Raw genomic sequence first — 14,167 nt, forward strand, 5'->3', positions numbered from 1 at the left:
CTTTGCACGAGAGTATGCGCGAGTAAAAATGGTTCTAGGTGCCCCTTGAGGGTAAAAATTTTCCCGATTTTTGTTGTACCCCAAGGGCACTTCCGTTGGGCGGCAACTTGCGAATAGCTAGCTATTCCCTGCGTTTTCCGCCGCAAACGAAGAACTCGACGCCCGAAGGGGTAAGTCGAGAATCAGGCAAATTTTTTACCCTCAAGGGGTACTCACGCCTAATTTTTCTTTCGCACCTATCTCGTTCAAAGGTCTCAATAAAAACTTTTCACCATTTGAGAGTTTTTTCTAGTACCCATCACATACAAAGCTTTCACTAAGGACTTAATAAAAATGAACATTGCACAACTCATTTCTGAAACTATTTTAGGACAAGACGTTACCTTCGAAGAGTGCGAAAAATTATCAACAGCCGTAACTAAACGCTCTCTTTCTGCTGGTGAAACATTATTTGAAGCTGGCACTAAAGACGAAACTTTATATTTATTAGTAAGCGGAAAATTAGACATTATTAAAGTACTTGGTAATAACAACACCATTCATATCGACACCCTTAAACCAGGCTCTATGACCGGGGAATTAAGCTTTATTGATGGCAATACACATACTATGCGCTTATCCGCTAAAAAAGACTCTAAAGTTTTAATGCTTCACAAAGATGCTTTTGAAGAATTGGTTGAAAAAGAACCGATGTTAACTTATCACGTTATGCGTTCAATCTTACGTTATTCACACGTCATGCAACGTAAAATCAATGCTAAATACCTAGAAATGCACCGCATGGTACAAAACCAATATACTGCAGAATACTAATCCCCCATTAGTTAGCATTAGTTAGCATTGTATGAATACAAAAAAGGAGGCTTAGCGCCTCCTTTTTTACCTAAATTTTGTTATGTTCCCATTTTACTTAATCTTAGATCTCTGCACTTTTAACCGCTCTGTTTCGTATCGCATTCCAAACATACAAAAGATAAATGGCAATTGAAATAATTACCAATGTCCATACATGCTTTTCAGAAACCAAGTTAGAAGCAAACACAATAATAATGGCGATTGGCGATATCCATTTTAAAACAAATAAGAATACCATCATCATTTTGCCTTTAAGAGGAAGCTCCTCTTTACGAGCATCCTCTTTAAAGACCCAAGCGACAAATACCGCCATTAATAAACCGCCCAGTGGCAACATAATATTTGTGGTCATAAAATCTAACGAATCAAAGAAAGTTTTACCCTCTAAAAAGTGCACATCAGACCACTCATTAAATGAAAGAACCGTTCCAATACCAATAAACCAAATTAAAAAACCTAAAATCCAAGCCGCTTTAACACGCTTAATTCCCCAGTTTTGTTCAAACCAACTGACAGCAGGCTCTATCAATGAAATTGAGGAACTAAAAGCCGCCATAATAACTAAAGCAAAAAATAGGGTTCCAAAGAACCACCCTCCCGTCATTTCACCAAACGCTACCGGTAAAGTTTGAAATAAAAGCCCTGGACCCGCGCCGGGTTCCAAGCCATTAGCAAATACAATAGAAAAAATCACCAGGCCTGCTAACAAAGCAACGACGGTATCTGCTATAGCAATCCATAACCCCGCTTTAACAATAGAAAACTCTTTACTTAAATAAGAGCCATAAACCATCATCGTTCCTAAACCAATACTTAGCGTAAAAAAGGCATGGCCCATAGCGACTAACACCGACTCCCAGGTTAGTTTAGAAAAATCTGGAGAGAACAAAAAACTAAAACTTTGACCAAAAGCCCCTGTTGTTGTTGCGTAACCCAAAAGCACCAATAAGATTAGCAACAAACCAGGCATCATAAAATTTATCGCCTTCTCTATTCCACTTTTAATTCCTCTTGAGACAACAATTACCGTCAATAAACTCGCCAAGGTATGCCAAAGCAGCAACTCATAAGGATTTGCTAAGAGATTACTAAAATATTCTCCCGCTCCTGTTGAACCAATACCAACAAAAACACCTTGTACACTCGAAATAAAATAGGCTAAAGCCCATCCAGCAATCACCGTATAAAAAGATAGAATTAACGCACCTGCTAAAACCCCATTTAATCCTAATAAAGTCCACAGTCTGCTCGCACCATTTTCCTTAGCGATATTGGCCATAGCTTGCACAGGGTTTGCTTTACCAGCGCGTCCCATCGCTAATTCAGAAAACAGTACTGGAATCCCAATTAATAAAACACACGCTAAATAAACTAATACAAAAGCACCGCCACCGTTTTCACCGGTAATATATGGAAATTTCCATAAATTACCTAATCCCACAGCAGAACCAACCGCTGCCATAATAAATACAGTTTGAGATGACCAAGAATCTTTAGAAAGTTTTAACTGGCTCATTCATCTTCCTTTATAATAATTCTAATTTGAAACTCATTATACACAAGAGTGATATGCACATTCAGGCCAACCATTCCTTACAGCCCCATAACACGTTTAATATTGATGTTAAAACTCAATACTATGTTGAAATTAATAAACAGAGCGACATCCTAACCTTAAGAAGTGATCTTAAAATGGCGTCCTTACCCTGGTTCATTATTGGGGACGGCAGTAACATCTTGTTTACGCAGGATATTGCTGGGGTAACGGTTCGTTGTACCTACGATAAAATCAAGATTGTAAAAGAGGATGAAGATAACATTTGGCTTTCGGTCGGTGCTGGTATGGACTGGCACGACCTTGTCACCTATACGGTTGAAAATGAGTGGTGGGGGTTAGAAAATCTAGCATTAATACCCGGAACCGTTGGTGCGTCTCCTGTACAAAACATTGGTGCTTATGGTTCAGAGGCGCGTGACACGATTACCCGAGTACAAACTTTAAATATTTACGATGGTCAACGCATTGAATACAGAAATGCAGAATGTAGGTTTGGTTATAGAACCAGTATTTTTAAAGAAGAGTTTATTAATAAACTGCTAGTTCACCGTGTGACTTTTCGTTTAAGAAAATTAAGTTCAGGAAAAGCCAATCTTGTATATGATCCGCTCAAGAATGCATTAAGTGATTTCAGTAAAGAAAGTCTGACACCCAAAATGGTTTACGATGCCGTTGTTGCTATTCGTAAAAGACGCTTACCAGACCCAAAACGTCATGGTAATGCCGGTAGTTTCTTTAAAAACCCTATTATAGACCCCGATTATTTTGAAACCTTACAAGCTGAATATCCCGATATTCCACACCATAAAACGCTTAATGGTAACTATAAAATACCCGCTGCTTGGTTAATCGAACAAACCGGCTGGAAAGGTCGTTCACATGGTCGTTCAGGTGTTTCTGAAAAACACGCTCTCGTGTTAGTTAATTTAGGTGGCGCGAAACCTATTGATATCACTGAACTTTATCAACTCGTTCAAGAAGATGTGAATCATAAATTTGGAATATACTTAGAACCTGAAGTTATTGTATTATGAAGCACAGATTAATTGAAAACTTTGCCAAAGTTGTTGAGTTTATATAAAAGGGTGTTCATGCTATCTAATAAATTATTGATTAAACCAACTCCAATCATTCTTTCTCTTACAAGCCTAATCGTTTGTCTTAATAGTACTCCAGTGAAAGCTTGGACTTTAGAACCTACTGATGAAGACTCACCCGTTCAAGTCTGGACACAAGCGGTGCCTAATTCAAAATTTAAAGCCTTTAAAGGACAAGTTGTTGTTAACCAACCTCTTGAGAAAACCTATGCGGTAATCCATGATACCCAAAACATTCCTAAATGGTATCACAACACCCCTATTGCAAAAAACATCAAAACCATTAATAAAAACCAGTCATTAACCTATTCAGTCACAAAAACCCCTTGGCCTGTTACTGATAGAGACTCCGTTACCCTAGTTACCAATAAGCCCCTTAAAAACGGTGGTTTATTGATTGAGTTAAAAGCCATGCCAAATGCTTACCCTCGTCAAGAAGATAAAATTCGTATTCCTAGGCTAGAAGGTTTTTGGAAGCTTATCCCCAAAAATGAAAAGCAGACCGAAGTGACGTTTCAGATTAGTGCTGAACCAGGTGGCGAGATTCCAAGTTGGTTAGCCAATGCGATGGTGATTGATATGCCTTTTTACACCTTAACTAATTTAAAGAATCGCTTAGAAAATCAATAAGGCTTCTTTGCAGAAGCCTTGCTACTAGAACTAGTATCTAATTAAGAGTCTTTTGTTGGAATAGCGGCTTCAACTGAACTTTCGATATGTAAAGTACGGGTTGGAAATGCCATTTCAGCCCCATGACCTTCTACAATATCGCTAATTTTGAGTAAAACGTCTTGCTTAATTTCATGATAAGCAACCCAATTAGTTGTTTTTGTAAACGTATAAATAAAGAAATCTAAAGAAGATGCGCTGAAACAATTAAAGTTAACAATCAAAGTTTGATTGTTATCAATATCATCATTCTCTTTTAACATAGTCTTTACATCTTTAACAATGTCTCGCATTTTATGCACATCGGCATAACGAACGCCCATCGTCTCTTTAATTCTACGATTTGTCATTCTTGACGGGTTTTCTATAGCAATATTGGCAAAAATTCCGTTGGGAACATAAAGCGGACGTTTATCAAACGTTCTAATCGTCGTTCTACGCCAACCAATCTGCTCTACCGTCCCTTCAATTTCTTGATCAGGAGAGCGCACCCAATCTCCAACGGTAAAAGGTTTATCCATATAAAGCATTAAACCGCCAAATAAATTACTTAACAGGTCTTTAGCCGCAAAACCAATGGCAATACCCCCTACACCACCAAAGGCTAATAAACCGGTTAAACTTACACCAAAAGCACTTAAGAAGAACAATACCGTTAAAATAAACACTAATAAACGAATAATCTTAGCGAACGCTTCAACCGTAACCTCATCCAAACGATCATCTTGACGTGCTACATCTTTTAAGTGCAGCTCTAAACGCTGAACCAAACGAATTGCAAACCAACCAAAAGAAAGCGTTAATATTGTCGCTTTAAAAGACAGAATATAAGGCACTGTATTGGTATAAACATCAAAATGGTTAATACTCGTCGTGAGCATTAAAATTAAACCCGTTATCCAAATAAAGAATGAAAATGGCGCTCTAGCAGCATCAACAAAACTATCGCTCCAAATGTGTTTAGTTTTTAAAAGCCTAAAATGAACAATACGTAATACATACCTTTGCACAACATCTAAAACAACGGTAATGGTCAAAATAGATAAAACCAATAAAAGCCAAACCTGACCACCAAATAATCCAACTAAATTCGTCCAAATTTGCGTTAACCATTCCATTAAATTAAATCCTTTTGATCTTGTTGTTGATTTATTTGATTGACAATTGATACTGCAGCTTGCCACTGTGGGTCATATTGTAGTTTTGAATAGGTAAACTTTCCATGTGCATGTAAACGAATTAAACGAGCATGCGATAAAGGATTGGACTGCCAATGAACTTTACTTAAGACTTCATCTGCTGCCATAGGGTCATTACAAACTAAAACCAAATCACAGCCGGCCTGTAAAGCATTTAATACTCTATCCGCAGCACTTCCATACTCAGTTGCAGCCTTCATACTCATATCATCACTAATAATAGCCCCTTCAAAATGGCACTGTTGACGAAGAATATTTTGTAACCAATACTCAGAGAAACCCGCTGGTTTTTTATCCACTTGAGAATAAATGACATGCGCTGGCATCACTGCATCCACCCCATTCTCTATCAATCGTAAAAACGGTTGAATATCATGTTGCTGAATTTCAGCTAAAGAACGCTCATCAACTGCAACTTCTAAATGTGTGTCAGCTTCAATATAACCATGCCCAGGAAAATGTTTAGCAACCGACGCCATGCCCGCCTTACGCATGCCATTCATTAAATGAAAAGCTAAATGACCCACCGCAACTGGATTCGCATGAAACGCTCTATCACCAATCACTTTACTTCCGCCATAATCTAAGTCTACCACCGGGGCAAAGCTAAAATCGATGCCCACAGCAAGCAACTCAGCAGCTAATAGCCATCCAAATTTTTCAGCGGTTTCAAAGCTTTGTTTTTGGTCTTGCTCGTACAACTCGCCTAATACTCGCATTGGCGGAATATGCGTAAACCCCGTTCTAAATCGTTGCACTCGACCACCTTCATGATCCACCCCAATTAATAGTTTAGGATGGCGTAAATCATGAATTTCATGAGTTAAGTCTTGAATTTGTTCAGCAGATTCAAAATTGCGGCTAAAAAGGATAACTCCGGCAACCATCGGATCCATTAAACGATCTATCTCATGGGCCTGAAGTTGTGTGCCTTCAATGTCGACCATAACACTTCCTAATGACATTGACTTACCTGTTATGTGCTGCATTATTAACCTTTAAATGTGACTCAATTTGATTGTAAGAACGTTGTATTATTTTAATGAGAGATATCATACCCAAAAATGAAAATAGAAACACAAGCTTAACCGTATTGTCATATTCAAAATTTAAAATCTGCAAGAGACTTTTGCAAAAGTTGATGAATGGTTAAAAGAATAAGGATACATAGATGGCTAAATTAATAGGAATAGCTACACATACAAAATCTAGAGGCGATATCACTACACATAACCATATTGCCGTTTCGGTTGATAGTGGATTAGAAAATGACTATCAAGGTCAAAAAAACGTAAATACCAGTGTGACATTGCTTTCTAAAAAAAATTGGGAACAAGCTTGTGCTGAAAGCGGTAAAGAAATTAATTGGACTGAGCGTCGTGCTAACCTATTAATTGATGACATTGAATTTTCAAATTCAATGATTGGTCAGCAAATTCAAATTGGTAATGTTTTATTAGAAATCACCAAAGAAACAGATCCTTGTAATCGTATGGATGAACTTCAGCCTGGACTAAAATCGGCTTTAACTCCAAACTGGCGCGGTGGAGCTCGTTGTAAGGTTTTACGTAAAGGCGAAATTACCATTGGTGATAAGGTCACAATACTTAAAAGGTTCTAAAACCTAATCTACCAGGCCTGGTAGATTCCAATCTGTTAATAATGATCTAACAACCTTCTATTTTATTTCTGCGTTATCGTTTGTTAATTAAAATGTATATTCGTAAATTTATTTAACCGAACGAGTTCTCACATCTAAATGATCACGCCATTGATCACCAATTAAATTTACCGCTAACACCACTAACATTAAAGCAATACCTGGCGCTAATACCAAATGAGGTGCAACCAATAGATAACGTGTGCCCTCTTTAATCATACTTCCCCAAGAGGCATCGGGTGGCTGAACGCCTAAACCTAAAAAAGATAACCCAGCTTCAGAAATAACCGCACCGGCAATCCCAAAAGTGGCTTCTACACCCAGTGGAGCTAAAATCAGAGGAAGAACATGCCGAAACAGCATAACCGGGACAGGTACCGCTAAAGCTCTTGCCGCTAAGATGTGTTCACGATGACGAATGCTTAAGGTTTGAGCACGAGATAAACGCGCGTACCCAACCCAACCCACCACAACTAATGCAAAAACTACATTCTCAATTCCAGGCCCTAAAATAGCCGCTAAAGCAATCGCTAATAGCAAACCAGGAAAAGCTAAAAACACATCGATTATTTTAGTAACAACACGATCTGTCCAACCACCAAGATAACCACTAACCACCCCAATCGTCGTCCCAATAATGGCCGAGAAAAAAACAACCCCTAAGGCAACAAATAGCGACGTTTGAGCGCCTAAAGCCACTCGTTGTAACACTGGGCGGCCTAATTCATCAGCACCTAACCAGGCCTGGTTGTTGGGTGCTGACAAAAAGGCATTTAAGTCGACATAATTTGCATTATCGCCAATTAAAAATCCGAGTATCGCCAACGCTAACCAGACAACCACAATGACATAACTCACTACTCTTAACATCAGCTAGCCACCCTTATTCTTGGATCTATCCAGGCATAGACTAACTCTGTTAAACCATTCACCGTAATATAAGCCACACTGATAACTAAAATACAGCCTTGCACTACAGGGTAATCTCTGCGTTGAATGGATTCCACCAATAATTGTCCAAGACCAGGCCAATCAAAGACCACTTCTGTAATCACCGCTCCACCTAATAACGTCCCTAACTGTAAACCTAAAATGGTGACGACAGGTAATAAAGCATTTAGTAAAGCGTGCTTGCCATAAACCAGGGTGGACGGTAAACCTTTGGCTTGCGCGGTACGAATAAAATCTTCATGCATCACTTCTAGCAAAGAGGCTCGCAACATTCGAGCTAAAATAGCCGCTAATGCCGTACCTAAAGTAATAGAAGGTAACACCCAAGAAAAAGGTTGTTCAGCCCCGCTTACTGGCAACCAAGCTAAACTTAATGAAAATACTAAAATCAACATGGGCCCAAGCCAAAAGTTTGGAATTGAAACCCCAATAAGTGAAACCGTCATAGAAAGATGATCAGGCCACTTACCCGCTCTTAAAGCCGCCCAAATTCCAAGAGGAAAAGCAATTAATACCGCAACAATCAATGCCATAACCGCTAATTGCAATGTCATTGGGAAGCGTTCAGCAATCAGTTCGCTAACCGGTTGTTGAAAAAATAGAGAAGTACCCAAATCAAATTGCACCAGGCCTGATAGGTAGTGAATATATTGCGTCCAAATAGGCAGGTTTAAACCTAATTGCTCTCTTAAAGCACTTTCATCGGCCGGGCTTGCCCAATCACCCAACATAACCGCAACCGGGTCACCAGGCACAAGATGAATTAAAAAGAAAACTAAGGTTCCCACTATCCAAGATACAAATAAAACGGATCCCATTAGCCTTAAGGCATAAGCAATCAACAGATAATCTCCACAGGAGTTGAAACCTCAACTAAATCAAACAGTTCAATAATGTCTTCATTACGCATTCTAATACAGCCATGTGACAATGGAACACCCATGGGCTCTGAATCAGGAGTGCCGTGAATATAAATATAACGTTGCATAGTATCAACCTGACCTAAACGATTTTGACCCACTTCAGAACCCGATAACCATAAAATTCGAGTCAAAATCCAATCACGTTCTGGCTGAGACTGAGCCAATTCTGGCGAATAAATTTCACCCGTTGGTCGCCTACCAACAAAAACGCTATTTAGGGGTTCATTTTGGCCAATTTTTGCGCGAATAACATGTTTACCAAGAGGCGTTTTACCAGAGTTTTTTTCGCAACCTACGCCATTCAAGGCGGTACTAACCGCATAACTTTGTATAGGTCTTACCCCTGTTGTAATAGGTTTTGATGTTGTAATAGGTTCTAAACTTGCAGAAGCAAATACCTCTAAGGTTTGCTGGCTTATCGACACCACAATAAAATTCTTCAAAAGCAATCACTCAATAAATTAAAAACATTATGAGACCTTTGCACTAGATAGGTGCGAAAGAAAAATAGGCGTAAGTACCCCTTGAGGGTAAAAAATTTGCCTGATTCTCGACTTACCCCTTCGTGCGTCGAGTTCTTCGTTTGCGGCGGAAAACGCAGGGAATAGCTAGCTATTCGCAAGTTGTCGCCCAACGGAAGTACCCTTGGGGTACAACAAAAATCAGGTGAATTTTAACCATTTTTACTCGTGCATACTCTCGTGCAAAGGTCTCTATGAGACCTTTGCAAGACTCTGCGTAAAAAGATCTCGTCTCATTAAGATTTAATCACATTCAAAAGTCCATCTAAACGACCATCAGAAAATAACTGATTAGCGAATATTTCTTTTCTCGCTACGGCATATTGGTCTTCATACCAAAGCGGTATTGTCGCTAAGGTTTGTTGTAAATGGCGTTGTAATTCTTGGTAAAGTTTAGCTTGATCTGCCAGGTTTTGGGTTTTACCCGCCAATCGAATTAACTGATCGGCCTTATCATCACGATAACGTCCACGATTAGCCCCATTGGGTGGAATTGCATTCGAGTCAAATACATACTGAAAAATATCAGGGCTTTTAATTCCTACCCAAGCCAAACTATATAATTGAAAACGCCCTTTTTTAATATCACTGTAAAAGGTTCCCCAATCGTAACTTTGAATATTGAGATGAATCCCAATCTGTTTTAGTTGCGATTGATAGATTGTTGCCAAACGAATTCGCGTTGGATCGTTTGAAGTTTTATAACTTAAAGTAATAATGGGTTCTTGGTTTTCATTATAAGTAACCAGGCCTGGTAACTTGTCTAAATCTAAGGTTTTAAGCAAGGCCTTGGCTTTTTCTGGATTATATTCATACTGCGGCATATTTTGCACGCCACACCAGTGTTCTGGTACTAATAAACCACCCGCTAAACGAGCATGGCCAGAAAACATGGCATTAACAATGGCTTGTCTATCAATTCCATGAGCTATCGCTTCACGCAATGCCGATTGAGCTAATAACGGATCATCAAAGTTAAAACCGATATAACCAAAATTAGTTCCTTTATGCCAGCTCACGTTCAACTCAGGTTGTTTAAGACAATATTGAACCAGTTCGGGTGATAAGTCATTTTGAATAATATCTAACTCACCCTTTTTAAGTTTTAACACTCTGACCGTAGCATCTTTAACAGGTATAAATACTAAATTAACCCCATCTTTACGGCGTTTAATCACCAATTTTTGCTCAGATAAAGAGACAAACTCACAATCCCCCGACCCCATTGGCTGTTCTTGAAACCGGTGCTTATTCTCTATCAGTTTTTTAGGCAAAATACCGATGACTAAACGTCCAACAAATAAAGCGTCAGGCTTATCTATCTCAAACTCAATTTCGGTTGAGTTTAAAGCTTTAATAGAAACAATTCCTTTTAAAGAACCTCTATGGGCAGAACCAAAATCAGGATCTAAAATACTTTGATAAGTGGCAACCACATCATCTGCTGTTAGAGATAAACCATTATGAAACACAGAGTTTTCTTGAAGGGTAAAAACATAACGAGTATTGGATATTTGCTGCCAGGTTGCTAAATCAGGAACCGCTTCAAAACGTTCATTAAAATCAATAAGCTGACGATACAGTAAACGATTAATTCGGCTCGATAAGGCATCAGTCGCCTTACGTGGGTCTAACATTCTTGGACGAGAGGTAATCCCAACTAGAATTTCTGAAAGGTTTGATTGAGATTGACAGCCCGATAACCCTACCAGGCCTGGTAAAGTTATTAAAGAAGCGGACATAACACCACGTTTAATAAACTGGCGACGTTTAATGCTCAAACAAACTCCAATAACAATAACTAACACAATAATAAATAAAGCAATACATAACTAACTAAACTCTATTTATTCGCCATTTTTGAAGATTGTGGTACTTGTAGTAAAGGTTCAAAAACCTGAATATCATCAATGGTTAAATCCCCTAAACTCGCTTCCAAGTTTAGACGACTAATCACTTGGTTATGTAATGCTTCAACCAGATTTTTATGCGCGCTGGTTTGATTTGTTCTGGCGGTTAACACTTCAAGTAGGCTTTTTAAACCAACTTTATAGCCTTCTTCAGCCGACTCTAAAAAAGCATCCGTTGACTTAACAGCCTCTTTTAATGCCAATATCAGTTTTTCGCCACGCTGGATATTTAATACTTGAGTTCTAACATTTAATCTTGCACTCTCTTGAGCATCTCTTAAGGCTTGCTGTGCAGCAATAGATTGATACTTTGCGGCACTGACTTGAGAGTTAGTTGCCCCACCAGAATATAAAGGCATTGAAACCGATACACCAACAGAGGTTGCATTGTTATCTGCATAAGCTGCCCCCGAGTAATCAGAATAATCTGTATCACTATACTTAGCTTGTAAAGAAACCGTTGGCCAATACCCACTGCGCTGAACCTCAATTTCTTCAGTGGCTTGTGCTAACTGTGCTTGCGCTTGTTTTACCGTTAAATTTTCTACTTCAGCAGTTTTTTCTAACTGATTCGTGGCTAAAGAGGTTGTTGGTAGGTTTGCGTTAGGTAATAAAGCTTTTAAGTCATTCTGTTTTAACCGGGTCACAGATTGACCCGTAATTTTAGCAAGTGCTTCTAACGCAACATCCAAACCGTTTTCAGCACTGATGGTTTCTGATTTTGACAAATCAAAACTAGATTTAGCTTGTAAAACATCTACACGGCTTGATAAACCTAATTCTGCTGAAGCTTCTGCCGTTTTGTATTGCGTGAGATCTGCAGCTTGCTTTGTTTTAGAAAGTTCCAAACTCGTTTGCGCTAATAAAACATCAAAATAACGTTGAGAAACTCGCAAAATTAAATCTTGTTCAGCATTTTTATAAGTTGCTACCGCCGCTTCAGCAGCATATTTTGCCTGGTCATATCTTGCCCAACTACTGTGCTGATACAAAGACTGATTAAGCGTTAAAGAAAGACTTTCAGTATTAACATCCGCAGAATCAATATTGCTATCGGTTATAAAATAACTACCGTCTGCCTGTACTTGTGGTAACAATGCCGCTCTTGCGGTATCAACACCTTGAAGATTTGATTGATACTGTGACTGAGCCTGTGCTAATTTAGCATCATGACTCAGTGCCATTTTATAAACGTCAGTTAAGCCTAAAGCATTTGCAAAAGCTAACGGGCTCGTCATAGCCAATATAGCCGAAACAATGAGTTTTTTTGTGACTTTTTTAGGGAGGTTTTCAGTAAAATTTTTACGCAATTGTCTTTCCCTTTTATGGGTAAAAAAGTAAGTCGTATTTTGATTCGTTGTTTGTTTATTACTGTTTTTCATCTTCGCTCCAACTATTAAATGGACGTTTACTTAAACTAATATTATAAAAACGGACCTCTTCAGTCACTTCTCTTCCTGCCCATTCTGGCATTGAGAAGGTTTCGTCTTCGCTCTGTATTTCTACTTCAGCAATCACCAAGCCTTGATTATCACCAAAAAACTCATCAATTTCCCATGTATGACTATCTACCGTGACTAAGTGGCGCTCTTTTTCAATAACTGGCCCAGATGCTAACGTCGCTAATATTTTTTTACCGTCATCTAACGGTATTTCATACTCATATTCATCACGGCTTAACCCAATTTCTAAGCTCTTAATATTCATATTGGCTTTATCGCCTTCAATACGAACTCTAACCGAACTTTTTGCACTCTTATCTGAAATATCATTGAGATAACCTTGTGCAAAATGTGTTTTTTTATGGGCTAAAGCTTTCCAATCTTGATTTTTTAATAAGAACTTACGCTCTATTTCTCGTGCCATGCAATAAGGTTCCTAAAATTGAATTTAATGAGAATTATACACGCCTGTAGAGAGATATCGGTCTCCTCGGTCACAAATAATGCAAACAATTACCGCATTTTCAACTTCTTCAGCTACTTTTAAAGCGGCTGCAACGCAACCGCCAGAAGAAACACCACCAAAAATCCCTTCTTCATTAGCCAGACGGCGCATGGTATTTTCAGCCAAAGGCTGCGACATATCAATAATTCGATCTACACGGGTAGACTCATAAATCTTAGGCATATATTCCTTTGGCCAACGACGAATACCTGGGATTGCGGCACCATCTTCTGGCTGAACTCCCACAATTTGAATATCTGAATTCTGCTCTTTTAAAAACATAGAAGTTCCCATGATTGTGCCGGTGGTGCCCATTGCACTAACAAAGTGGGTGACGGTACCTTCAGTATCTCGCCAAACTTCAGGCCCCGTAGATTGGTAATGCGCTAAGGGGTTATCTGGGTTAGCAAACTGGTCTAAAACCACACCTTCACCATTACGAGCCATTTTCTCAGCTAAATCACGTGCGCCTTCCATACCGTGCTCTTTGGTGACTTCAATAAGCTCTGCGCCATAAGCGGCCATAGAAGCTTTACGCTCCATACTCATATTATTTGGCATGATTAATTTCATTTTATAACCCATCATGGCGGCACCCATGGCCAAGGCAATACCGGTATTACCACTGGTGGCTTCAATCAAGGTATCGCCTGGGGAAATTTCACCACGGAGTTCAGCCTGCTTAATCATATTAATCGCTGGACGATCTTTTACTGAACCGGCTGGATTATTACCTTCTAACTTAGCTAACACCACACTGTTGGTTTTAGGATTAACCAATCTTTGTAACTTAACTAAAGGGGTATTTCCCACAAAATCCATTAATGTTTTATATTGCATTACTCATCCTAAAATACTTTTTTGGTTGAAACACCAA

Annotated in this window: 14 protein-coding genes; 4 read left to right on the top strand and 10 right to left on the bottom strand. The window is 38.9% G+C overall.

The features are described 5' to 3' along the window. Positions 1 to 333: 333 nt before the first annotated feature. Positions 334 to 813, top strand: a complete 480-nt coding sequence (locus BS34_RS0106015) for a Crp/Fnr family transcriptional regulator (RefSeq protein WP_029407632.1) — start codon at positions 334 to 336, stop codon at positions 811 to 813. Positions 814 to 916: 103 nt separating this feature from the next. Here the strand turns inward: BS34_RS0106015 and BS34_RS0106020 are convergent, their stop codons facing one another. Further along, positions 917 to 2,371, bottom strand: a complete 1,455-nt coding sequence (locus BS34_RS0106020; protein WP_029407633.1) for a sodium-dependent transporter — start codon at positions 2,369 to 2,371, stop codon at positions 917 to 919. A 53-nt stretch (positions 2,372 to 2,424) separates the two neighbouring features. Between BS34_RS0106020 and murB the strand changes: the two genes are divergently transcribed. Beyond that, complete coding sequence (gene murB, locus BS34_RS0106025) at positions 2,425 to 3,447, top strand: UDP-N-acetylmuramate dehydrogenase (RefSeq protein ID WP_029407634.1); 1,023 nt, start codon at positions 2,425 to 2,427, stop codon at positions 3,445 to 3,447. A gap of 57 nt (positions 3,448 to 3,504) precedes the next feature. Further along, positions 3,505 to 4,140, top strand: a complete 636-nt coding sequence (locus tag BS34_RS0106030; protein WP_051640713.1) for an START domain-containing protein — start codon at positions 3,505 to 3,507, stop codon at positions 4,138 to 4,140. A 41-nt stretch (positions 4,141 to 4,181) separates the two neighbouring features. Here BS34_RS0106030 and BS34_RS0106035 read toward each other — a convergent pair whose 3' ends face one another. Beyond that, positions 4,182 to 5,297: a mechanosensitive ion channel family protein gene (locus BS34_RS0106035; protein WP_029407636.1), complete on the bottom strand. Its 1,116-nt coding sequence runs from the start codon at positions 5,295 to 5,297 to the stop codon at positions 4,182 to 4,184. After that, the gene (nagZ, locus tag BS34_RS0106040; RefSeq protein WP_199774076.1) at positions 5,297 to 6,367 is read right to left on the bottom strand and encodes a beta-N-acetylhexosaminidase; all 1,071 of its coding nucleotides are present in this window, start codon (positions 6,365 to 6,367) and stop codon (positions 5,297 to 5,299) included. Before nagZ ends, BS34_RS0106035 begins: the two co-directional genes overlap by 1 nt. A gap of 182 nt (positions 6,368 to 6,549) precedes the next feature. Here nagZ and BS34_RS0106045 point away from each other — a divergent pair, with 182 nt between their 5' ends. After that, on the top strand, positions 6,550 to 6,999 hold the full coding sequence (locus BS34_RS0106045) for an MOSC domain-containing protein (protein ID WP_029407638.1): 450 nt from the start codon (positions 6,550 to 6,552) through the stop codon (positions 6,997 to 6,999). A gap of 108 nt (positions 7,000 to 7,107) precedes the next feature. Here BS34_RS0106045 and BS34_RS0106050 read toward each other — a convergent pair whose 3' ends face one another. The 7 genes from BS34_RS0106050 to cysM all read right to left on the bottom strand — a co-directional run bounded on the left by BS34_RS0106050 (position 7,108) and on the right by cysM (position 14,130). Further along, the gene (locus tag BS34_RS0106050; RefSeq protein ID WP_029407639.1) at positions 7,108 to 7,908 is read right to left on the bottom strand and encodes an ABC transporter permease; all 801 of its coding nucleotides are present in this window, start codon (positions 7,906 to 7,908) and stop codon (positions 7,108 to 7,110) included. Next, on the bottom strand, positions 7,908 to 8,807 hold the full coding sequence (gene nikB, locus BS34_RS0106055; protein ID WP_029407640.1) for a nickel ABC transporter permease: 900 nt from the start codon (positions 8,805 to 8,807) through the stop codon (positions 7,908 to 7,910). Before nikB ends, BS34_RS0106050 begins: the two co-directional genes overlap by 1 nt. A 20-nt stretch (positions 8,808 to 8,827) precedes the next feature. Further along, the gene (locus BS34_RS0106060; RefSeq protein ID WP_029407641.1) at positions 8,828 to 9,355 is read right to left on the bottom strand and encodes a L,D-transpeptidase; all 528 of its coding nucleotides are present in this window, start codon (positions 9,353 to 9,355) and stop codon (positions 8,828 to 8,830) included. 314 nt (positions 9,356 to 9,669) lie between these two features. After that, positions 9,670 to 11,214: an ABC transporter substrate-binding protein gene (locus BS34_RS0106065; protein ID WP_233993149.1), complete on the bottom strand. Its 1,545-nt coding sequence runs from the start codon at positions 11,212 to 11,214 to the stop codon at positions 9,670 to 9,672. Positions 11,215 to 11,276: 62 nt separating this feature from the next. Beyond that, positions 11,277 to 12,725, bottom strand: coding sequence for a TolC family outer membrane protein (locus tag BS34_RS0106070; protein ID WP_084151573.1), 1,449 nt, complete (start codon positions 12,723 to 12,725; stop codon positions 11,277 to 11,279). Then, positions 12,712 to 13,209: a CYTH domain-containing protein gene (locus tag BS34_RS0106075; RefSeq protein WP_029407644.1), complete on the bottom strand. Its 498-nt coding sequence runs from the start codon at positions 13,207 to 13,209 to the stop codon at positions 12,712 to 12,714. The genes BS34_RS0106070 and BS34_RS0106075 overlap by 14 nt, the downstream gene beginning before the upstream one ends. A gap of 24 nt (positions 13,210 to 13,233) precedes the next feature. Then, positions 13,234 to 14,130 (bottom strand): cysteine synthase CysM, encoded by an 897-nt coding sequence (cysM, locus tag BS34_RS0106080; protein ID WP_029407645.1) that lies wholly within the window; start codon positions 14,128 to 14,130, stop codon positions 13,234 to 13,236. Positions 14,131 to 14,167: the final 37 nt, after the last annotated feature.

Source organism: Thiomicrorhabdus sp. Milos-T2 (assembly GCF_000702325.1).
Taxonomy (GTDB): Bacteria; Pseudomonadota; Gammaproteobacteria; order Thiomicrospirales; family Thiomicrospiraceae; genus Thiomicrorhabdus.